The sequence below is a fragment of the Actinomadura sp. NAK00032 genome, assembly GCF_013364275.1.
Taxonomy (GTDB): domain Bacteria; phylum Actinomycetota; class Actinomycetes; order Streptosporangiales; family Streptosporangiaceae; genus Spirillospora.
The window spans coordinates 7,795,471-7,816,532 of sequence record NZ_CP054932.1; the positions used below are offsets into that span (position 1 = coordinate 7,795,471).

At 73.0% G+C, this 21,062-nt stretch carries 22 protein-coding genes; 10 read left to right on the forward strand and 12 right to left on the reverse strand.

What is annotated here, in order from left to right:
* Positions 1-96: 96 nt before the first annotated feature.
* The gene (locus HUT06_RS35725; protein WP_176199747.1) at positions 97-363 is read right to left on the reverse strand and encodes a DUF3039 domain-containing protein; all 267 of its coding nucleotides are present in this window, start codon (positions 361-363) and stop codon (positions 97-99) included.
* A gap of 10 nt (positions 364-373) precedes the next feature.
* Complete coding sequence (locus HUT06_RS35730; protein ID WP_176199748.1) at positions 374-949, reverse strand: YqgE/AlgH family protein; 576 nt, start codon at positions 947-949, stop codon at positions 374-376.
* Between the two features lie 162 nt (positions 950-1,111).
* Here HUT06_RS35730 and HUT06_RS35735 point away from each other — a divergent pair, with 162 nt between their 5' ends.
* Complete coding sequence (locus HUT06_RS35735; RefSeq protein WP_176199749.1) at positions 1,112-1,753, forward strand: hypothetical protein; 642 nt, start codon at positions 1,112-1,114, stop codon at positions 1,751-1,753.
* A gap of 19 nt (positions 1,754-1,772) precedes the next feature.
* Here the strand turns inward: HUT06_RS35735 and HUT06_RS35740 are convergent, their stop codons facing one another.
* Positions 1,773-3,176, reverse strand: a complete 1,404-nt coding sequence (locus HUT06_RS35740; RefSeq protein ID WP_176199750.1) for an NAD-dependent malic enzyme — start codon at positions 3,174-3,176, stop codon at positions 1,773-1,775.
* Between the two features lie 242 nt (positions 3,177-3,418).
* Complete coding sequence (locus HUT06_RS35745) at positions 3,419-4,357, reverse strand: tetratricopeptide repeat protein (protein ID WP_217711595.1); 939 nt, start codon at positions 4,355-4,357, stop codon at positions 3,419-3,421.
* Between the two features lie 450 nt (positions 4,358-4,807).
* On the opposite strand from HUT06_RS35745, the gene HUT06_RS35750 reads away from it, so the two are divergent.
* The gene (locus HUT06_RS35750; protein WP_254715556.1) at positions 4,808-5,800 is read left to right on the forward strand and encodes an ATP-binding cassette domain-containing protein; all 993 of its coding nucleotides are present in this window, start codon (positions 4,808-4,810) and stop codon (positions 5,798-5,800) included.
* The gene (locus HUT06_RS35755) at positions 5,793-7,094 is read left to right on the forward strand and encodes a hypothetical protein (RefSeq protein WP_176199752.1); all 1,302 of its coding nucleotides are present in this window, start codon (positions 5,793-5,795) and stop codon (positions 7,092-7,094) included. Before HUT06_RS35750 ends, HUT06_RS35755 begins: the two co-directional genes overlap by 8 nt.
* Before the next feature lie 82 nt (positions 7,095-7,176).
* Here the strand turns inward: HUT06_RS35755 and HUT06_RS35760 are convergent, their stop codons facing one another.
* The gene (locus tag HUT06_RS35760) at positions 7,177-7,491 is read right to left on the reverse strand and encodes a DUF3817 domain-containing protein (RefSeq protein ID WP_176199753.1); all 315 of its coding nucleotides are present in this window, start codon (positions 7,489-7,491) and stop codon (positions 7,177-7,179) included.
* A 142-nt stretch (positions 7,492-7,633) separates the two neighbouring features.
* Here HUT06_RS35760 and HUT06_RS35765 point away from each other — a divergent pair, with 142 nt between their 5' ends.
* Positions 7,634-8,323: a DUF4230 domain-containing protein gene (locus HUT06_RS35765; protein WP_176199754.1), complete on the forward strand. Its 690-nt coding sequence runs from the start codon at positions 7,634-7,636 to the stop codon at positions 8,321-8,323.
* Between the two features lie 163 nt (positions 8,324-8,486).
* Here HUT06_RS35765 and HUT06_RS35770 read toward each other — a convergent pair whose 3' ends face one another.
* Positions 8,487-9,686, reverse strand: a complete 1,200-nt coding sequence (locus HUT06_RS35770) for an acetyl-CoA C-acetyltransferase (protein ID WP_176199755.1) — start codon at positions 9,684-9,686, stop codon at positions 8,487-8,489.
* A 107-nt stretch (positions 9,687-9,793) separates the two neighbouring features.
* On the opposite strand from HUT06_RS35770, the gene mce reads away from it, so the two are divergent.
* The 3 genes from mce to HUT06_RS35785 all read left to right on the forward strand — a co-directional run bounded on the left by mce (position 9,794) and on the right by HUT06_RS35785 (position 13,492).
* Entirely contained in the window at positions 9,794-10,228 is a 435-nt protein-coding gene (gene mce / locus HUT06_RS35775; protein WP_138641696.1) for a methylmalonyl-CoA epimerase, read from the forward strand.
* A 329-nt stretch (positions 10,229-10,557) separates the two neighbouring features.
* Complete coding sequence (locus HUT06_RS35780; protein WP_176199756.1) at positions 10,558-11,883, forward strand: DivIVA domain-containing protein; 1,326 nt, start codon at positions 10,558-10,560, stop codon at positions 11,881-11,883.
* Between the two features lie 178 nt (positions 11,884-12,061).
* The gene (locus HUT06_RS35785) at positions 12,062-13,492 is read left to right on the forward strand and encodes an AI-2E family transporter (RefSeq protein ID WP_254715557.1); all 1,431 of its coding nucleotides are present in this window, start codon (positions 12,062-12,064) and stop codon (positions 13,490-13,492) included.
* Positions 13,493-13,529: 37 nt separating this feature from the next.
* Here the strand turns inward: HUT06_RS35785 and HUT06_RS35790 are convergent, their stop codons facing one another.
* From HUT06_RS35790 to HUT06_RS35805, 4 genes are all read right to left on the reverse strand, one after another.
* Entirely contained in the window at positions 13,530-14,321 is a 792-nt protein-coding gene (locus HUT06_RS35790; RefSeq protein WP_176199757.1) for an alpha/beta fold hydrolase, read from the reverse strand.
* A gap of 90 nt (positions 14,322-14,411) precedes the next feature.
* Positions 14,412-15,134 (reverse strand): alpha/beta hydrolase, encoded by a 723-nt coding sequence (locus HUT06_RS35795; RefSeq protein ID WP_176199758.1) that lies wholly within the window; start codon positions 15,132-15,134, stop codon positions 14,412-14,414.
* Positions 15,135-15,183: 49 nt separating this feature from the next.
* Positions 15,184-15,495 (reverse strand): ATP/GTP-binding protein, encoded by a 312-nt coding sequence (locus tag HUT06_RS35800; RefSeq protein ID WP_176199759.1) that lies wholly within the window; start codon positions 15,493-15,495, stop codon positions 15,184-15,186.
* A 64-nt stretch (positions 15,496-15,559) separates the two neighbouring features.
* Positions 15,560-17,131 carry a 3-hydroxyacyl-CoA dehydrogenase family protein gene (locus tag HUT06_RS35805; RefSeq protein ID WP_176199760.1) on the reverse strand — a complete coding sequence of 524 codons (1,572 nt, stop codon included), beginning with the start codon at positions 17,129-17,131 and terminating at the stop codon, positions 15,560-15,562.
* Between the two features lie 56 nt (positions 17,132-17,187).
* Between HUT06_RS35805 and HUT06_RS35810 the strand changes: the two genes are divergently transcribed.
* A complete protein-coding gene (locus HUT06_RS35810; protein ID WP_176199761.1) occupies positions 17,188-18,171 on the forward strand; it encodes an LLM class flavin-dependent oxidoreductase in 984 nt (327 codons plus the stop codon).
* Between the two features lie 101 nt (positions 18,172-18,272).
* Here the strand turns inward: HUT06_RS35810 and HUT06_RS35815 are convergent, their stop codons facing one another.
* Positions 18,273-18,659, reverse strand: a complete 387-nt coding sequence (locus HUT06_RS35815) for an SCO5389 family protein (protein WP_176199762.1) — start codon at positions 18,657-18,659, stop codon at positions 18,273-18,275.
* A 90-nt stretch (positions 18,660-18,749) separates the two neighbouring features.
* Positions 18,750-18,938 carry a hypothetical protein gene (locus HUT06_RS35820; protein WP_176199763.1) on the reverse strand — a complete coding sequence of 63 codons (189 nt, stop codon included), beginning with the start codon at positions 18,936-18,938 and terminating at the stop codon, positions 18,750-18,752.
* A 363-nt stretch (positions 18,939-19,301) separates the two neighbouring features.
* On the opposite strand from HUT06_RS35820, the gene HUT06_RS35825 reads away from it, so the two are divergent.
* The gene (locus HUT06_RS35825) at positions 19,302-20,309 is read left to right on the forward strand and encodes a HEAT repeat domain-containing protein (protein ID WP_176199764.1); all 1,008 of its coding nucleotides are present in this window, start codon (positions 19,302-19,304) and stop codon (positions 20,307-20,309) included.
* Between the two features lie 33 nt (positions 20,310-20,342).
* Positions 20,343-21,023: an endonuclease NucS gene (nucS, locus tag HUT06_RS35830; RefSeq protein WP_176199765.1), complete on the forward strand. Its 681-nt coding sequence runs from the start codon at positions 20,343-20,345 to the stop codon at positions 21,021-21,023.
* Positions 21,024-21,062 lie beyond the last annotated feature (39 nt).

The following is a 21,062-nucleotide window of genomic DNA, read 5'->3' on the forward strand; positions in this document are numbered from 1 at the left end:
CACATGCGTCGGGCCCCGCGGCATCCCCCGCCGCGGGACCCGGAAAGCGCGCAGCCCGGCATGGGCGGTGCGCGGCCGCCGCGTCTCAGCGGCGGGTCACTCGCCCTTGCCGCCCTCGCCGCCCGGCTTCATCGACTCGTAGATCTCCTTGCACTCCGGGCAGACGGGGTACTTCTTCGGATCCCGGTTCGGCACCCAGACCTTGCCGCACAGCGCGATCACCGGCGTGCCGGTCACCGCGCTCTCGGTGATCTTCTGCTTCTTCACGTAGTGGGCGAACCGCTCGTGGTCGCCGTCACCGTGCGAGAGGTCCGGCCGTACGTCCTGCTGGGTGTCGCTCTCGGGAAGGATCTTCGTACTCACGTCGTTCACCTTAGTTCAGTGTGGGGTCGTCGGGAAAAGTGGAGACGAACGCGAGATCGCCGCCCTGCCTGCGAAGAACGTCCTGCCAGAGCCGGTCGGGACGGCCGGCGAACACGTCCCCCGCCTCCGCCGGCACCAGGTACCAGGAGCCGTCCTCGACCTCCCCGCGCAGCTGCCCCGCCGACCACCCCGCGTAGCCGGCGAACACCCGCAGCTGCAGCAGCTCGGCCGCCAGCAGCCCGGGCGGGGCCTCCAGGTCGACCACCCCGACCCGCGCGACCTCGGTGCCGCCGTCGAGCGCCCGCCAGCCGAGCGGCTCGTCCTCACCGGGAAGACGGGCGAGGGCGAGCGGGTGCTCCAGCGCGACGGGACCGCCCTGGAACACCACGGCGGGACCGGTGGCGAGCCCGGCCCACGGCGGGAGGACGCGGTCCAGGGGAACCTCGGTCGGCCGGTTGAGGACAACGCCGAGCGTACCTCCGCCGATGTCGTGCTCGACCAGCAGGACGACGCTCCGCCTGAAGTTCGGATCCTCCAGCTGAGGCGTCGCCACCAGCAGGAGCCCCACCCTGATGCCGTCTTCCATGGGTTCCATCATGCGTTGCCCGGACCTCCGGCGGCACGCCTCCCCGCTCGTTAGCCTGTTACGCATTCCTATCGATGGGGATATCGGCACCACAAGGTCCTGGGTTAAGAATGATCTAGGATCATCGGCCATCCGCTTGGTGCGCGCCGGGAGGACAGCGACATGCAGTTGCCCAGGGTCATCATCGCGGCCGTGTTCGCCGTCCTCGGAGCACTGATCACCATCCAGGCGGTGTTCAAGTCGGACGGCTCGGCGTCGCCCTCGGCGTCCAGCGCGTCCGCGAGCCCCAGCCCGTCCGCGTCGTCCTCGTCGTCGCCGGGCACGCCGAAGCCCACCAGGTCAGGGACGGCGAAGCAGCCCGCCCGGCCGGTGACCGCCGACATCGGCGCGGTCTCCTGCCCGGCGCGGACCGTGCACGTCAAGGTCCGCAACGCCGGGACGAAGACCGAGGACTTCTCCGTCGAGCGTGACGACGGCGGCGCCGCGGTCCCCGGCCAGATCGCGCCCGGCAACACCCGGACGATCTCGGTGAAGCTGCGCGAGGACCGCCGCACCGACCTCGCCGTCACCTGGGCCAACAAGCGCATCGAGACCAAGGCCGTGCGGGCGAACTGCAAGAAGGCGGGTGCCGCGCCGTCCGAGACGCCGCCGGGCAACCTGCCGCACACCGGCCCCGACACCGTGCTGTGGGCACGGGCCGCGACCGGCGTCGGCATCATCCTCACCGGCGCGATCATCTTCTGGTACGGCGGCATCTGGCCCCGCCGCCGGGAGCGGATCTTCGCCGGTAAGAAGGACTCCTGACCCGGCGCCCGGCCGGGCCCTACGCCTCGGTGCGGGGACGGCCGCCGGCCGCCTCCCGGACGGCGCCCGCGACGCGGGTGGCCACGTCCGGGTGGAAGACGCTCGGCACGATGTAGTTGGGGCCGATCTCCTCCGGCGTGACGACCTCGGCGAGCGCCGCGGCCGCGGCGGCCAGCATGTCGAGCGTGACGCCGTCGGCCTGGGCGTCCAGCAGGCCGCGGAAGACGCCGGGGAACGCCAGCACGTTGTTGATCTGGTTCGGGTAGTCGCTGCGCCCGGTCGCGACGACGGCGGCGTGCTCGCGCGCCTCGTCCGGGGAGACCTCGGGCTCGGGGTTGGCGAGCGCGAACACGATCGCGCCGTCGTTCATCGTGGCGATGTCGTCGCCGGTCAGGATGCCGGGGGCGGAGACGCCGATGAAGACGTCGGCGTCCTTGACGGCGCCGCGCAGGTCGCCCGCGTAGCCCGCCGCGTTGGTGTGCTCGGCGATCCAGCGGAGCGAGTCGTCCAGGTCGTCGCGGCCCTTGTGGACGGCGCCGCGGTAGTCGCACACGATCAGGTCGCGGGCCCCCGCGTGCATCAGCAGTTTCAGGATCGCGGTGCCGGCCGCGCCCGCGCCCGCCATCGTGATGCGCACCGAGCCGATCTCCTTGCCGACGACGCGCAGCGCGTTGCGCAGCGCGGCCAGCACGCAGATCGCCGTGCCGTGCTGGTCGTCGTGGAAGACGGGGATGTCGAGCAGCTCGCGCAGCCGGGCCTCGACCTCGAAGCAGCGCGGCGCGGAGATGTCCTCCAGGTTGATGCCGCCGAACGCGGGGGCGAGGATCTGGACGGTCCGGACGATCTCGTCGGTGTCCTGCGTGTCGAGGCAGATCGGCCACGCGTCGATCCCGGCGAACCGCTTGAACAGCGCCGCCTTGCCCTCCATGACCGGCAGCGCGGCCTCCGGCCCGATGTTGCCGAGGCCGAGCACCGCCGACCCGTCGGTGACGACGGCGACGCTGTTGCGCTTTATGGTCAGCCGGCGGACGTCCTCGGGGTTGCGGGCGATGGCGAGCGACACCCGCGCGACGCCCGGCGTGTAGGCCATCGACAGCTCGTCGCGGTTGCGCAGCGGCACCTTCGACTGCATCTCTATCTTGCCGCCGAGGTGCATGAGGAAGGTCCGGTCGCTGACCTTGTGGATCTTGACGGACTCGATGCCCTCCAGCGCCCCGGCGATCGCCTCGGCGTGCTGGGTGTCGCGGGTGGCGATCGTCACGTCGATGCGCAGCGTCTCGTGGCCGGCGGTGTTGACGTCGAGGGCCGTGACGATGCCGCCGGCGTTCTCGACCACGTGGGTGATCTGGCTGACGGCCCGGCCGCCGGCCGGGACCTCCAGCCGGACGGTGATGGAGTACGACACGCTCGGCACGCTCGCCACGACGACTGCTCCCTAGCTGCTCTGGGTTGTTCTCGTCCCGCGCGCGCCGCCCGATCGCCCGGGACGGCATGCCCGAGGGGGCGCGGATCGGCGGGGGCGGCCCGTGGAAGTGGTGCACCCGGGCCGTCCGGGCGCGGTCGACGCATCGAGCATACGCGCAACATCACGGCGCGGTGTCCCGATCGCCCCGGCTCGTTCCCTCCCCGACCAGCACCCAACAGGGCTGCTCAGAACGGCACTACCTAGAACAGGGCCGACTGGAGGCCGCGGCGGGCCTTGCCGATGCGCGGGTCCTCCGGCGGCAGCAGGTCGAACAGCGACAGCAGGTGCTTGCGCACCGCGTCGCGGTCGTCGCCCGCGCTGACGCGCACCGCGGCCACGAGCCGGTCGAACGCCGCGTCGATGCGGCCGGACATCATCTCCACGTCGGACGCGCTGATCTGGGCCTGGACGTCGCCGGGCTTCTCGGCGGCCTCCTGGAGGACGCGGTCGGGGTCCAGCGAGCCGACCCGCAGGCTCAGCTCGACCAGGGCGAGGCCCTGCTTGGCCTGGCCGTCCCTGGGGTCGTCGGCCAGGATCCGCTCGAACGCGGCCTTGGCGGTGGGCAGGTCGCCGCGCTGCAGGGCGTCCTCGGCCTCGGCGTACACCGGGTCGCCGGCCGGGGCCTCGCCCGCGTCGGCGGCGGGCTGCTGCTCGCCCTCCGGGGCGTCCGGCAGGATGCCCTCCTTGCGCAGCGCGTCGAAGAGCTGGTCGATGGCCTGGCGCACCTGCGGCTCGGGCGCGGCGCCGTTCAGGAACGGCAGCAGCTGCCCGGCGACGACGGCCGCCACGAACGGGATGCCGCGCACGCCCATCTGCTGCATGTAGGCGGCGAGCTGCGGGTTGGCGTCGATGTCGACCTTCGCGAGCACCCACGTGCCGGCCGCCTCGGCGGCGAGCTTCTCCAGGATCGGCCCGAGCTGCTTGCAGGGGCCGCACCACTCGGCCCAGAAGTCGACGAGGACGGGGACGGACTGCGACCGCTCCACGACCTCGGTGTTGAACGTCTGGTCGGTGACGTCCACGACGTACTGCCCGGCGGCGCCGCCCGGGTCCGCCGGCGCGCCGCCGCCCTGGGCGCGGCGTTCCTGCTGCTTCCTTGTGGCCGCCTGGCGCGCCCCCAGGTCGATGGCCCCGTGCAACGAAAAGTCCCGAGAAGGCATGGGTCCATCCTGCCCCATGAGCGCACCCGGCTGTGCGCCCGTACGCCCTGAGCGGAGCGGCCCCCGCCGCGCGGCACCGCCCACGGCCGCCCCGCCCGTCCCGCCCGATGGGGTAAATCGGCAATTGTCCGCCTTTCTGGAATTCGCCAGTTCGACGCGGCGGGCAAAGAATCCAGGCGTGCTGCTGTAAAGGCAAAAAGATTGCTGACAGGCATCACCAAGCCCGGTTATAGTCACGATGTCGATGCATCGCGGCTCGGCAAAAGCGGCCGGACCCGCCGGACGGCGGGGCCGGTCTCGGCGGGCACCGCGTGGCGGGTTGGGGGACCCGTGGCCACCGGAGCGCCCGTGCCGCCGCCGCGACCGCATGGCGAGCTACGGGGGGAAACACTTGTGATCGCGGAGCATTCCGTGATCGTGGCCCGAGGAATGGGTGTCCGCCGCGGGGGGCGGTGGCTCCTGCGCCCGGTGACCTTCGGCGTGTCCGAAGGCGTGGTCGGCCTTGCCGGTCCACCTGGTGCCGGTAAATCCACTCTGCTGGCCACGTTCGCGACCTTGCGCAGGCCGAATGCCGGCCTGCTGCGCATTCTGGGACATGACATATCGAACGCCGCCGGGCTGCGGGCCGCGCGGGCCGGGATCGGCTACCTGCCGGCCCGCTTCTCCCGCGCCGAGAACATGACGGCCGGCGAGTTCGTCGCCTACGCGGCGTACTACAAGCGCACGAGCGCGTCCGCCGCGCGCTCCATGCTGAAGCGGCTCGACCTCGCCGACGCCGCCGGGACGGAGCTGGCCCTGCTGCCGCCGGACGTCCGGCTGCGCGCCGGGCTCGCCGCCGCGTGCGTCCACGAGCCCCCGGTCGTGCTGCTGGACGACCCGTTCGGCACGCTGTGCGCCGCCGCCGAGCCGTGGCCCACCGGCGCCGACGGCCCCGGCCGGTCCGTGCTGACCGCCGCGATGGCCGAGCTGATCCCGGTGCTGCGCTCGCTGGCCCCGGCGGTGGTGGTCACCGCCGACGCCACCGACACGCTCAACGGCTGGTGCGACCGCCTCTTCACGCTGGCCCGCGGCCGGCTGACCGAGCACCCCACGCACTCGGCCGGCGCGCGGCGCGGCCGGTCCGCCGCCGACCGGCGCGCGGCCGGCCCGGCCGGCCCGGCCGGCCCGCAGGACGCGGCCGACCCGCAGGACGCGGGCGGCCCCGGGCGGCAGGGCGCCGACCGGCCGCCGCGCCCGGCGGTCGGCGCGATGACCCGGCGCCGCGACGCCCGGCCCGCCCCGCGCGGCGCGCGGCCGGGCCCGCCGGCGCGCCGGCCCGGCCGGTCGCCGCTGCCGCGGCTCCCGCTGCCGCAGTTCACCGGCCTGCGGGCGCGGCGGCCGCCCGCCCCGTCACCGGCGGGAGGGAGCGCCACCGGTGTCTGACCTCGGGCGGGTGCTCCGGCTGGACGCCCGTCGCACGGCACTGCTGGTCGCGGTGCCGGTCCTCACCCTGGTCGGGACGGCGGCGGCGCTTCCGGCGCTCCGGCCGTCCGCCGCGTACTGGGACAACACGGTCGTGGCACTGGTCAACGCCGTCCGCTTCCTCGGGCCCGTCGCCGCCGCGCTGGCGGCGTGGGCGGCGGTCCGCGAGCGCCCGCTCGACTACCTGCGCGACCTCACCGCGCGCTCGCCCGCCACGGGCGTGCTGTTCGACCTGCTGCTGCTGTCCTCGGCGGCCCTCGTCTCCTACGCCGCGATCGCGGGCCTCGCCGCCGCCGTCACGCTGGCGCGGGACGGCGCCGGGCACCCGCAGCCGCTGGGCGTCGCCGCGGGCGCGACCGCGCTCGTCCTGCACGTCGTCGTCGGCTACCTGACGGGCCGCGTCGTCCCGCACCGCGCGACGGCGCCGCTGGCGTTCGGCGCGACGGCGATGTGGGCGGCGCTGCGCATCCCCGGCGTGTCGTGGTGGAGCCTGCTCCCCCCGGCCGCGTTCCCCCGCATCGACCTGTTCACCGCCATGCGCCCCCGCGTGTTCGCCGACCAGGTCGGCTGGACGGCGGGGCTGACGGCCGCGCTGATCCTCGGCTACGTGCTGTGGGCGACGCGGCGCTACCTGCTCGTCCTGCCGCTGGCCGCCGCGCTCGCCGCGACCGGCGTCGCCACGCTCGGCCTGCACGACTCCGGGAGCGCGGCGGTCCGGGCGGCCCCCGCCGAGCCGGTGTGCCGGCGGTGGCCGCTGGTCGTCTGCGTGCACCCGGCGCTGCGGGACGCGCTTCCCCGGCTGACCGCGGAGGCCGTTCCCCTCGCCGCGCGGCTGAACGGGACCCCCGGCGCGTTCACGGCGGTCCGGCAGCGTCCCGGCTGGGCGCCGGTCGAGGTCGCGGGCGGCACGGCCTTCGTCCACCTCGACGAGGACCTCTCCCCCGGATACGCGGCGCGCGCCGTCCGCCAGATCAGCCACGCCCTCAGGGCCCCGGGCCTGTGCACGGCCGGCTCACCCGGCGGCTACCGGGCGCTGGTCGACGCGTGGCTGCTCGGCGACGATCTCCCGGCCATCGACGACACCGGCGCGGCCCGCCGGTTCGCGTCCTTGAGCGAGCGCGGGCGCCGCGCGTGGCTGCGCCGCCACTTCACCGAGTACCGGAACTGCGCCCTCGGCCCGGACGACTTCCGCCCGTCCCGGCCCAAGAAGCACCGCGCGCCGGAGATGTCCCGCCGCGCGCTCGACCGCACATGAAGCTCAACCGCACATGAAGGCGAGACGTCCCCTGCGTGACCGCGGCGGCCACCCCCAGCCTGCCGCGGCCACGCAGGAGCTTTCAGGCCCGCCCGGCCGGCTGCGGCTCGGCGGCGGGCGTCACGGGCCGGGCCCAGTGGCGTTCCACGAAGAACGGGGCGACCGGCAGTACGGCGGCGCCCAAGGCCAGGACCGTGCGCTTGATGTCCCACTGGAGCTGCTCCCGGACGAGGAAGACCAGCCCCACGTAGGCGATGAACAGGACTCCGTGCAGCGGCCCCATCACCTGGACGCCCACCGGCGCGTCCGCGCCGTACTTCAGCGGCATCGCGACCAGCAGCAGGAGAAGGAACGAGATCGCCTCCGCGACGGAGACGAACCGGAAAACACGAATCATGTCCACGCCCCGTCAACGGTCGATCGCGCCGCGGGGTTTCGGCCGCTCCTATGGCCTTGATCACACCCGCCGTCACAGGGGAGCACGCCGACGTCACCGCGCCGCCGGATAGGAGGGACGGAATGCCGGGAATGTGAGGGGCATGGCCGACGCGGAACCGAAGAACGACGCACCCCCCACGCCGTCCCGCGCTCCCCGGCGCGGCCTGGTGACCCCCCTCGTGCTGGTCGTCGCGACCGTCGCCCTGGTGCTGCTGGCGCAGCAGGCGCTGCGCGGCCTGCCGGGGTGGCTGAACCCGTTCGGCACGGAGACGAAGGACCGCAGCGGGCCCGTCCTGCTGAAGTCGATCCGCGACCTGCACCGCTACGAGGCGGCGAGCGGGAGCTTCCAGGTCATCGTCGACCTGGAGAAGGACGCCAGGTTCCTGCCCGGCTCGCTGCGCGGCAAGCGGACGCTGTTCGTCGGGAACGGCACGGTCGACGCCTACGTCGACTTCTCCAAGCTCGCCTCGGGCGCCGTCAAGGTCAACGAGGACCGGACGGCCGCCACCATCACGCTCCCGCGCGCGCAACTGGAGAAGACGAACCTCGACCCGAAGACCAGCTACGTCTACGCCACCGAACGCGGCCTCATCGACCGCTTCGGCGACTTCTTCAGCAGCAACCCGAACAACCAGCAGCAGCTCTACGTCCTCGCGGCCCAGAAGATCCAGACCGCCGCAGGCCAGAGCGGCCTGGCGCAGCGTGCGGACGCCAACACCAAGACCATGCTGGAGAACATGCTCAAGGCGCTGGGCTTCACGACGGTGACCGTCACGCCCGAAGCACAGTGAGCGGAGCCAACATCAGCCACCGGCCTCGCCACGCAACAAGCCGGGCCATCGCGATCGCGTCCGAAGGCAGTTCCGAGCCTGCGAGGAACTGATCGCGCAGTGAGCCGCCAGGCGAGCCGGAGCGATGCCAGCGATCGCCAGTGTTCCGACCGGTTCCGAGCCGCTAGGCGAGGGTTCGGGTCGGAACACGAATGAGCAGCGCGTCGCCCTGGCCGCCGCCGCCGCAGAGGCCCGCGGCGCCGGTGCCGCCGCCGCGCCGCTTCAGCTCGTAGGCGAGGTGCAGGACGATCCGGGCGCCGGACATGCCGACCGGGTGGCCGAGCGCGATGGCGCCGCCGTTGACGTTGACCTTCTCGGCGGAGACGCCGAGGTCGCGCATCGACTGGATGCCCACGGACGCGAACGCCTCGTTGATCTCGATGAGGTCGAGGTCGTCGACGGTGAGGCCCGCCTTGCCGAGCGCGTGCTTGATGGCGTTGGACGGCTGCGACTGGAGCGAGTTGTCGGGGCCCGCGACGTTGCCGTGCGCGCCGATCTCGGCGATCCAGGACAGGCCCAGCTCCTCGGCCTTGGCCTTGGACATCACGACGACGGCGGCGGCGCCGTCGGAGATCTGCGAGGACGAGCCGGCGGTGATCGTGCCGTCCTTGCTGAAGGCGGGGCGCAGCCGGGCCAGGCCCTCGGCGGTGGTGTCGGCGCGGACGCCCTCGTCCTTGGCGAACACGATCGGGTCGCCCTTGCGCTGCGGGATCTCGACCGGCGCGATCTCGTCGTCGAACACGCCGTTCTTGATGGCGGCGGCGGCGCGCTGGTGGGAGCGCGCGGAGAACTCGTCCTGCTCCTCGCGGGAGATGCCGAGCTTGGCGTTGTGGTGCTCGGTCGACTCGCCCATCGCGATGCCGTCGAAGGCGTCGGTGAGCGCGTCGTAGGCCATGTGGTCGAGGACCTCGACGGAGCCGTACTTGTAGCCGCCGCGCGACTTCGGCAGCAGGTGCGGGGCCTGGGTCATCGACTCCATGCCGCCCGCGACGACGATGTCGAACTCGCCGGCCCGGATGAGCTGGTCGGCGAGCGCGATCGCGTCCAGCCCGGACAGGCACACCTTGTTGATCGTGATCGACGGGACGCTCATCGGGATGCCCGCCTTGACCGCCGCCTGCCGGGACGGGATCTGCCCCGCGCCGGCCTGGAGCACCTGGCCGAGGATCACGTACTGCACCTGGTCGCCGGCCACCCCGGCCCGCTCCAGCGCCGCCTTGATCGCGTGCGCGCCGAGGTCGGCCGCGGAGAAGTCCTTCAGCGAGCCCAGCAGGCGCCCGACGGGGGTGCGCGCACCGGCGACGATCACGGACGTAGCGGTCATGTGGGGGCCCTCCAGGTGGTGCTGCGCCGACGTTTGCCACCATACCCAGGGGAACGCCGACCGGTTCGGTTCGCCCCCGCCTGGCCGTCCTAGTAGGGAGAAAGCCCATGCTGACCCGTATCGACCACATCGGTATCGCCTGTCACGACCTGGACGCGACCGTGGAGTTCTACAAGGCCACCTACGGCTTCACCGACGCGCACTTCGAGGTGAACGAGGAGCAGGGCGTCCGGGAGTGCATGCTCAAGATCAACGAGACCGGCGACGGGGCGGCGAGCTACCTGCAGCTGATCGAGCCGATCCGGGAGGACTCGGCGGTCGCCAAGTGGCTGGCGAAGAACGGCGAGGGCGTCCACCACATCGCGTTCGGGACGGACGGGACCGTCGCCGACGAGGCGGCCGGCATCGCGGGCAAGGGCGTGCGCGTGCTGTACGACGCGCCGCGCAACGGTTCCATGGGATCCTTGATCAACTTTTTGCACCCGAAGGACTGCCACGGCGTGCTGACGGAGCTCGTGCAGAAGCGCCGCGACGCCGAATGATCACGCGGGCCGGGCGCGGCGGGGGCGCGATCGGATCGTGACGTGTTCGATATCACCACGGGCGGCGGCGGGCCCTTGACCGCCGCTCTGTAGCCGTTCGGACACATCTGGTGCATTTGCCCCCCAGGTACCTGGGCACCCTCGCCACGCCCGAACACAGCAACAAACCGGACATTCCACGCAGCGCGTCAAGATGAGCCCCCAACACGGCAGTGTCCGGAGTACGCTTCATTCGCCGGAAGAGGTCCTGGGGCACTGCGCCGTCCATGCCAGGCGTTCAACCGGTCCCCGGAACCACCCGTAGCCCCGTCACATCAGGATTGAGCCACATGCAGTCCGACATCGACGCCCAGCTCAGCAACTTCTTTGAAGACACGCCCCCGCGCGAGTTCGACGTGGTGCTTCGCGGCTACGACCGGCACCAGGTCGACGAGCACATCAAGCAGCTCGACAACGAGGTGCGGCAGACCCGCGAGCAGACCCAGGCCCTGCAGCGGGAGCTGTCGGACGCGCATCGCCAGCTGCAGGAGCAGGAACGTCCCACCTACTCCGGTCTCGGCGCCCGCATCGAGCAGCTGCTCCGGCTCGCCGAGGAGCAGGCCACCGAGCTCGTGCAGGCCGCCCGCTCCGAGGCGAACGAGATCAAGGCCGCGGCCAAGGTCGACGCCGCCGAGCAGCGCGCCACCGCCGAGAACGACGCCGCCGAGCTGCGCGCCAACGCCCAGCGCGAGGGCGACGACATGCGCAACGCGGCCGAGCGCGAGGCCGAGGAGGTGCGCACCTCCGCCCACCGCGAGGCCGACGAGCTGACCTCGACCACCGAGCGCGAGGTCGCCAAGCTGCGCGCCACCGCCGACCACGAGGTCGCCGAGAAGCGGGCGGGCGCCGAGCGCGAGATCGCCAAGCTGCGCACCACCACCGAGCGCGAGGTCGCGCAGCTGCGCGCGTCCACCAAGCGCGAGCGCGACGAGATCCTCACCACGGCCAAGCGGCAGGCCGACGAGATGCGCGCGCAGGCCCAGCGCATCCTGGAGGAGAGCGAGGCCCAGCGCGCCCAGGCCGAGGCCGAGTTCGAGATCCAGCTGGCCGCCCGCCGCGAGGAGGCCGACCGGCAGGACGCCGAGCGGCACTCCGCCGCGCAGGCCGCCACCCAGAAGCTGGTCGCCGAGGCCGAGCAGCGGGCCGCGTCCGCCGAGCAGCGGGCCGGGAAGGCGACCCAGCAGGCCGAGCAGACCCGGCGCGAGGCCGACTCGCACGCCAAGCAGCTGATGGCCAACGCGCGCAAGAACTCCGACAACGTGATCGCCGAGGCCAAGGCGCAGGCCGAGCAGCTGCTCGCCGAGACCAAGGCCGAGGCCGACCGCGTCCGGACGGCGGCGCAGCGCCAGGTCGACGAGCTCACCCGGCAGCGCGACAGCATCACCAGCCACCTCAACCAGCTGCGCCAGCTCATCGGCGGCGTCGCGCCGACGATGGGCGGCGAGCCCGAGCTGGCCGCGCCTCCGGAGAAGGCCGCGATCCCGGCGGCCGAGCCCAAGCCGGCCCCGGCGCAGCAGCCGAAGCAGCAGCAGCCGGCCGCCGCGAAGGCCGCGCCCGCCAAGCAGGCCCAGGCCAAGAAGTCCGAGGAGGACGACGAGGACTGGTGGCAGGAGTGAGTTCCTGAGCACGGCGTCGAGGAAAGCCTAGAGGCGGAGAGAACGCCTCTAGGCTTTCCTTCGTCTTACCACCGTGGGACCGTCTTACCACCGTGGGACGTCGGTCCGACGGCCCTGAACCATGACCCCCGCGTGACCACGTCGCATCGGCGAGGCAGAGGACAAAGAGGAGAGCGGCGTGCCCGACGAGACCTCCCGCGAAGACGAGCCGGAGGCGGCGCCCGGCACGGGACGGCCGGCGAGCGACCCCCGCGTCCCCGCCCCCACCCCACCCCCCGACGACAGCGTCGACAGCGAAAGCGTCGACAGCGAGAGCGAGAACCGGGAGAGCGGGAACCGGGAGAGCGACGACAGCGACAGCGTTGCCCCGAGTGGTGCGCTGACGCCCGAGGAGGCCGCGGAGCCCGTGGGTGAGCGCGACCCCGCGACCGGCGCCCCGGTCAACCTGCCCGCGCCGGTGACGGTCGCCGAGCAGGCCCCGGCCGGGCCGGACGCGCCCGACCCCGCGCACGACGTCGAGCAGCGCCGCCGCGAGGCCGGCGTCGACCACCGGTTCCCGTTCGGCCGGCCCGGGGAGCCGCTCGGCCGCGCCCACCCGTTCGTGTTCGGGTTCACCGCCGCGCTCGGCGTCATCACCGCCTGGCTGCTGGTGCGGGCGGCCACGAACGTCAAGTCCACCCTCGTGATGCTCCTCGTCGCGATGTTCCTCGCGGTCGGCCTGAATCCGGCGGTCGAGCGGCTGCGCAAGTTCGGGTTCCCGCGCGGCGCCGCGGTCGCGACGGTGTTCCTCGTCGTGATCATGTTCGTCGCGGGGTTCGTCGCCTCGCTCGTCCAGCCGGTGTCGGAGCAGGTCACCGAGCTGCGCCACAACATCCCCGAGTACGTCGAGCAGCTCCAGGACAACAAGACCCTCGCCGAGTGGGACAAGCGCTACGGGCTGCTCGACCGGGCCGAGAAGGCGGTGAACAGCGAGGGCTTCCAGAAGGGCCTCACCGACACCGCCACCGGCATCGGCAAGGTCGCGATCAGCGGCATCTTCCAGACGATCACGATCCTGATCCTGACGCTGTACTTCCTCAGCTCGCTGCCGCAGATCAAGACGTTCTTCTACAAGCTCGCGCCGCGCTCCCGCCGCGCCCGCGTCGCCCTGCTCGGCGACGAGATCCTGGACCGGATCGGCGGCTATGTCGCCGGGCAGTTCACGATCGCGTTCATCGCGGGCGTCTGCTCGTACATCTTCCTGTCGATCCTCGGGGTGAAGTACGCGCTCGCGCTGGCGCTGATCGTCGCGGTGACCGACCTGATCCCGCTGATCGGCGCCACGATCGGCGCGGTGATCGTGTGCCTGGTCGCGTTCCTCACCGGGGACACCACCGACCTGATCGCCTGCGTGATCTTCTACGTGATCTACCAGCAGGTGGAGAACTACCTGGTCTACCCGCGCGTGATGAAGCGGACGGTGGACGTGCAGCCGGCGGTGACGATCGTGGCGGCGCTGGTCGGCGCGGCGCTGCTCGGCGTGGTCGGCGCGCTGCTGGCGATCCCGACGGCGGCGGCGATCTCGCTGCTGGTCCGCGAGGTCGTCATGCCGCGCCAGGAGACGCTGTAGGGCCGCCGCAACGCGGCCGGGCCCGCGGCGGGACGGTTCAGCGGGCGGTGCGGGCCAGGGCGGCGGCGAACTCGGCCACCGCCTGGTTGAACAGGTCCGGCTGCTCGATCGCGCACAGGTGCCCGGCGCGCGGGACCACCATCAGCTCGGCGTTCGGCAGCGCGTCCGCCATGGCGCGGGCCTCCGCCTCGGTGGCGAGCGCGTCCTCGTCCCCGATCATGACGAGGGCGGGCACCCGCACGCCGCGCAGCGTGTCGAACGCGTCGGGGCGTCCGGCCATGGCGCGCTGCGCCCACGCGGCGGCGCGCGGCGGCGTCGCCTGGACAAGGCCGCGCACCCGCCCGTAGACGAGGGCGCGCTGCCGGTAGGTGGTGGGCCCGACGAGGCCGGGGAGCACCTCGTCCACGAGCACCTGCGGGCCGCCGTCGAGGTCGAGCCGCTCGGCCTGCCGGAGCCGGTTCGCGCGGACCTGCTCGGTGTCGGCGGCGGCGCGGGTCGCGGCGAGCACCAGCCCGAGGACGAGGTCGGGGTAGCGGCGGCACAGCGCCATCGCGACGTACCCGCCCATGGACAGGCCGCCGATGACGGCGCGCCGCACGCCGGCGGCGCGGCAGGCGCGGGCGACGTCGTCGGCCATCGCGTCGACCGAGGGCTCGTCGTCGCCGAGCACGGACCCGCCGAAGCCGCGCAGGTCGGGGGTGATGACGCGGAAGCGGCCGGCGAGCCCCTCCCGCTGGGCGAGCCACATCGCCGACGAGAGCGGGAAGGCGTGCAGCAGGACGAGCGGGGTTCCGGTGCCGACGTCCCTGGCGTACAGCTGCACGGTCACGGGCGGTCCTCCCGGTCGGCGTCCACGAAGGGAATCCTTACCCGCTCTGGAGCCGGTGGGACGGGAGTGGCCGCGACTGGCCGCATGTGGCTAACTGTCCGGTTCGTCCCATTCGGTGGGGAGCGGGTGAGCGGCCGGCGCGACCCGCTTGACGATCTCGTTCAGCACGACCCGGACGTACGGTTCGCCCACCCACAGGTGCTTGGCCTTGTCCACCGCGACGACCTCGGCCTGCGGGACGCGCTTGAACCGCTCCCGCGCCTCGGCCGGGCGCAGGTAGTCGTCGAACTCCGGCACGAGCGCGACCAGGGGCCGGCCGAACTCGGCCCAGGCGTCCAGGTCGGCGTCGTCCGCCCGCTTCAGCGGCGGGGACAGCAGGATCGCGCCCTCCACCAGCGGGTCGCGGCCCCACTTCAGCGCCAGCTCGGTGCCGAACGACCAGCCGAGCAGCCACGGCCGCGGCAGGTCGTGGTACTCGGTGTACTCCAGCGCCGCCGCGACGTCGAACCGCTCGGTCTCGCCCTCGCCGAACGCGCCCTCGCTCGTGCCGCGCGCCGACGTCGTCCCCCGCGTGTTGAACCGCAGCACGGCGAGGTCGGCGAGGGCGGGCAGCCGGTAGGACGCCTTGCGCAGGACGTGGCTGTCCATCATGCCCTCGGCCGTCGGCAGCGGGTGCAGGCACACCAGCGTCGCGACCGGCGGCCGCTCCGGCGGCAGCGCCAGCTCACCGACCAGTTCCAGCCCGTCGGACGTGTGCAGCACGATGTCCTCGCGCCGCGCCGGCAGCACCGTCGTCGCCCTGATCTCCGCCATCGGTCTCCTTAGTCGCAAGGCTCGGTTACGCAAGGCAGTCGCGCAAGGCTCAGTAGCGCGGGGCGTTGCGCGACCGCTGGACGCGGGGGCCGCGCCGGGTGCGGGCCTGCCAGCACGGGCGGTGCCAGTGCCGCCGGTCGTCGCCGCCCTCGCCGGCCCGCCAGGCGACGAGATGCCCGACGCCCGGCGGGATCTCCTGGTCGCAGCCGGGGCACCGGTACGCCTTGCCCGAACCGGCACCCGCGATCGTCCGGACGATCCACTCGCCGTCCGGCCCCTCTTCGGTCTCCTGCGCCCACGACCCGCCGCCGCCCTTCTGGGAGGGTCCGGAAACGGCACGGCGGTTCTTGCGGGGGCTCATGCTTCGAGGATATTCGGACGGGAGCCATTCCTTTGAATGGTGGCGGGCGGGGGCCGGAGGACGGTTACCGCAGCGGGCTGCCGGCCGTCACGTGCTCGACGAGGAGCGGTACCGGGGCCAGCGCCGGCTCGCGCGTCTCGGCGTGCAGGGCGCGCAGGACGGTCACGGCGCGGTCCAGGCCGAGGCGGTCGAGGTCGGCGATCGGGCCGGTCGGGTAGCCGCAGCCGAGCGTCATCGCGGCGTCGATGGAGTCGGGGTCGGCGTATCCGGCGCCGAGCATGGCGGCGGCGTCGTTCAGGTACGGGAAGCGCAGCGCGTCCACGATGAACCCGGCGCGGTCGCGGCAGCGGACGGTCGTGAGCCCGAGGCCCGCGAGCAGGGCGGCGGCGCGGTCGGCGACGTCCGGGCCGGTCGCGACCGTCGCGGCGATCTCGGCGAGCGTCCCGGCGGGGTCGGGCAGGTGCACCCCGACGACGTCGGCGGGACGTCCGGTGGCCATGGCCTGCTCGATCACCGACCCGCCCACCGACGTGACGACCAGCACGGCGTCCGGCTTGGCGGCCTGCGCGGCGGCGGACAGCAGCGCCCGCGCGGCCTCGGTGTCCTCCGCGGCCTCGATGACCAGGTCGCAGCCGGCGAGGTCGGCGGCGGAGTCGCGGACGGACGCGCCCGCCCGGTCGCACAGCGCGGCGAGCGCGTCGGCGAGCGGCCCGACGCCGACGATCCCGACGACCGGCGGCTCCCCGGCCGCCGCCGCGGGCTCCTCGCTCCCGGACGTGTCGTAGGAGTAGAAGCCGCGGCCGGTCTTGCGGCCGAGCAGCCCGGCGGTGACGAGTTCGCGCAGCACCGGGGACGCGGCGTGGCGGCGGTCGCGCGACTCGGCGTAGATCGCGTCGAGCACCTCCAGGCAGGTGTCGAGGCCGATCAGGTCCATGAGGGTGAAGGGGCCCATCGGCAGCCCGGCGCCGGCCGTCATCGCGGTGTCGATGTCGTCGCGGGTCGCGTGCCCGGACTCCAGCATCCCGGCGGCCTGGTTCAGGTATCCGAACAGCAGCCGGTTGGCGACGAACCCGGCCCGGTCGCCGATCGTCACCGGGGTCTTGCCGAGGCCCTTGACCAGGGCGGCGACGCGGGCGACGGCGTCCGGCTCGGTCAGCACGGTCGCGATGACCTCGACCAGCTTCATCACCGGCGCCGGGTTGAAGAAGTGCACGCCGACGATCTTGCTGGGCCGGCCGGTGGTGACCGCGATGTCGGTGACCGACAGCGAGGAGGTGTTCGTGGCGAGGACGGCGTCCTCGCGGCAGACCTTGTCCAGCTCGGCGAAGACCCTGCGCTTGAGGTCGAGCCGCTCCGGCACCGCCTCGATCACCAGGTCGCACGCGCCGAGGTCGGCGAAGTCGGTGGTCAGCGCGACCCGGCCGAGGATCTCGCGCTGCGCGTCCGCGGTGAGCTTGCCGCGCTTCACGGCCCGCCCGGTCGAGCGCTCCAGGTGCCCGCGCCCGCGTTCCAGCGCGTCCTGGTTCACCTCGACGCCCACGACCGCGAGGCCGCCGCGCGCCAGCACCTCGGCGATGCCCGCGCCCATCGTGCCCAGTCCGACGACCCCGACCCTGCTGAACGAACCCTCACTCATGATTCGCAGTCTTGCAGAGGGCGCGGGCGGCCGCGCTCCCGGGTACGACAGGGGACGTGCGCCTAGGAATCTTCCTCCTCGCGACCCGTGCCCCCGGACAGGACCACCACGCCGCGCTGACCCGTACCGTCGAAGCCGCCGTCGCCGCCGAACGCGCCGGTTTCGACGACGTGTGGCTGGCCGAGCACCACTTCATGTCGTACGGGGTCGTCCCGTCCGCGACGCTGCTGGCGGGCCATCTGCTGGCGGTCACCGAGCGGATCCACGTGGGGACGGCGGTGAGCGTGCTCTCCACCCGGCATCCGGTCGCGCTGGCGGAGGAGGCGGCGATGCTGGCACTGCTGTCGGACGGCCGCTTCCGCCTCGGCGTCGGGCGCGGCGGCCCTTGGCGGGACCTGGAGGTCTTCGGCACCGGGCTCCCCCGCTACGAGCACGGCTTCGCCGAGTCCCTGGACCTGCTCCTTACCTGGCTGCGATCCGACCGTGTCTCCTGGGAGGGGGAACACTTCCGCTTCCGTGAGGTACCGGTCGTCCCGCGCGCGCTTGCCCCGCCCCCGGTGACGGTCGCCTGCACGTCCCCCGAGACCGAGGCGCTCGCCGCCGAGCGCGGCCTGCCGATGCTCCTCGGCATGCACGTGGACGCGGATGAGAAGGCCGCCGCCGTCGCCCGGCACGGCGACCCCGGCCTCCCGCACATCTCCACCCATGTCGCCCAGGTGGCGGACACCCGCGAAGAGGCCGTCAGCACGCTCATGGCGGAGATGCCCCGCTGGCTCGGCCCCGGCCTGGCCGGATACGTCGCCGTGGACGACCGTCCGCGCCCCTCCCCCGACCCCGTCGGCTACGCGCGCCGCATGTGCGGCATCCACCCCGTCGGCTCGCCGGACGACTGCGTCGAGTCGCTCGTGACCACGGCCGAGAAGACGGGGATCGGGCACCTGATCATGCTGGTGGAGGCGACCGGTTCCCGCACCGCCACCTTGGAGAACATCGCCCGCCTGGGCACCGACGTCCTCCCCAAGGTCCGCGCGGCCCTATGAGCCCCTATGAGCCGCTATGAGCAGGGTCCGCGCGGCCCTATGAGAACGTGCGGCGCACCGAGAGGTTCGGCGCGCCGCACGTCACGGCGGAGGCGGGCGGGTCAGCAGTCGCGGAGTTCGGGAGACTGGTTGAGGATCTGTTCGCGGGCCGTCACGAACGTCCGGTAGGCGCTGGAGTCGCCGGTCGGGAAGACGGCGACCCGGTGGCAGTTCTGGAAGGCCAGCTTCATGCCGAAGTGGCGCTCCATCGCACCGCGCATGGCGTCGCTCGCGAGGACGCGGAGCAGCTGGCCGCGGGCCTGCTCGTCCGGGGGCGGGGTGAGGTTGTCGGCGTAGTCGCCGCCGTCCACCTGGAGCCGCGCCACCAGGCCGCTGATCATGTCCCACGCGTAGGGCAGGGACGTCTTGATGCACTCGACGAAGGCGGCGTCGCCGACCTCGCCCTGCTGCGCCGTCTCGAGCAGTTCCGGAGTCACGTCGAGAGACATTGCGGGGGTTCCTTTCGCCGGTGGTGGATGAACACCCACCCGCCGACGCTAATCACGGCCCCCGGAGAATTCCAGGCTTGACAAAGATTTTCATTCCGCTAGGCGCCACTTCGGGACGTCGCGCCGCGCCTCCCGCCGGGTGCCGAACCGCTCGGCGCGCTCGGCCCAGAACTCGCGGGCCCGGCGCGCGAGCCGCGCGTCCCGCTCGGCCGCGGCCCGGGTCCGCAGCTCGCGGCTCCGGTCGGTCATGACCGACCGCATGATGTCGTGGTGGAACACGGCCCCTCCCCCTATGTCCCGGGCCGCTCGGCACGACCCGACATCCAAGAGACTCGTCCTAAGGACCCCGCCCGAACATCGGCAGCACGCCTTATCTGTGCCGATGACCACGCCTTATCTGTGCCGATGACAGCGCCTTAGACCCGCCGATCGGGCATGATCGCGGCATGAGCGACCCGCTGGCAGGACTGGACGGCATCGACTGGGCGGGCCTCGACCACGCCTACGGCTCGGCGGAGGACGTCCACCGCCCTGCTCCGCGCACTGCGCTCGCCGGACGAGGACGAGCGCGGCGAGGCGTTCAGCGAGCTGTTCACGAACATTTACCACCAGGGCAGCCGGTACCCGGCGTCGGCGGAGACGGTGCCGTTCCTGCTGGCGCTCGCGGCCGACCCCGGCGCGCCCGAGCGCACCTGGCCGCTCTACCTGGCGACGGCGCTCGCGCTCGGCTTCGACGAGACGCACCTGCCGTCCGGCGTCGCCATCGCCGAGTGGCGGGCCGAGACGGCGCGGCTCCTCGCGACGGACGCCGAAGCGGAGGCGCGCAGGCTGGACGCGTGGGTCGCCGAGGCGAGCGACGACCGGGAACGCCGCAGCCGCGAGCGCGCCCGGAAGATGTTCGACTTCGGCTGGGCGCAGCGCACCGCCACGGCGGAACTCGCCGCCTACGACGCCGTCCGCGCCGGGCTGCCGACCCTGCGGGCACTGCTCGGCGACACCGACGCCGGCGTGCGCGCCACCGCCGCGTACGCGGTCGGCTGGTTCCCGGAGGAGTCCGCCGACTCGCTCGCCGCCCTGAGCGCACTGCTCGGCACCGAGCGCGACCCGGCCGTCATCACCAACGCGCTGATCTCCGCCGGGCTCCTCGACGGCCGGGACCTCCTCCACCGGATCCGCGAGCACTTGGCCGGCACCGAGCCGGGCCCGCGCTGGGCCGCGGCGATCGCGCTCGCCCGGCTGGACGAGGCGGACGCACCGGTCATCGCGCGACTGGCGGCCTCCTGCACGTCCCCGCCCGAACTGGAGGCCGACTTCCTGAACGGCGAGGTCCGCCTCTACTCGGCCCTGAGCCTGGCCGCGCTGGACGAGACCCCGCCCGACGCGGTCCAGGCCGTCATCGAAGGGCTGGCCAGGACGTCCGACGCCGAGTCCTTCTCGATGGCCGAGGTCGTGCTCAGGCTGACGTTCGGTACCCCCGTCCGCCCGCTGCCGCCGTTCGCCGACCTCACACCCGTCCAGCGGCAGGCCGTACGGACGATCGCCGAGCTGCCGCCCGACAGCTGGCGCTGGACCAACCTGATGGAGATCCTCGACGCCTGGGGCGTCCCCACCGACCACGACGACTGCCGCCGGTACGCCGGTCTGGCCTGAAGCAGGCGTGACGCCGCACTAAGGTGAGGCAGCGTGCGTCTCGTTATCGCCCGCTGCAGCGTCGACTACGCCGGCAAGCTCACCGCCCATCTGCCGATGGCCCCCCGCCTGATCCTCATCAAGGCGGACGGGAGCGTGAGCATCCATGCCGACGACCGCGCCTACAAGCCCCTCAACTGGATGAATCCGCCCTGCTCGCTGCGGGAGGAGAGCTACACCGACAACGGCGCCACCGCGCGCTGGACGGTCACGCACGGCAAGTCGGGCGAGCGGCTCATCCTCACCATCGAGGAGGTCCTGCACGACACCAGCCACGAGCTGGGCATCGACCCCGGCCTGCAGAAGGACGGCGTCGAGGCGCACCTCCAGGAACTGCTCGCCGAGCACATCACCACGCTCGGCGACGGCTACACGCTGATCCGCCGCGAGTTCCCCACCGCGATCGGCCCCGTCGACATCCTGTGCCGGGACTCCGACAGCGCCACCGTCGCGATCGAGATCAAGCGGCGCGGCGAGATCGACGGCGTCGAGCAGCTCACCCGCTACCTGGAGCTGCTCAACCGGGACCCGCATCTCGCGCCCGTCCGCGGCGTGTTCGCGGCTCAGGAGATCAAGCCGCAGGCCCGCGTCCTCGCCACCGACCGCGGCATCGACTGCGTCACCCTCGACTACGACGCGCTGCGCGGCATCGAACACGAGGGCACGCTGTTCTGACCCGTCCGCCTTCCGACCCGTCGCACACCGCCGACCGTT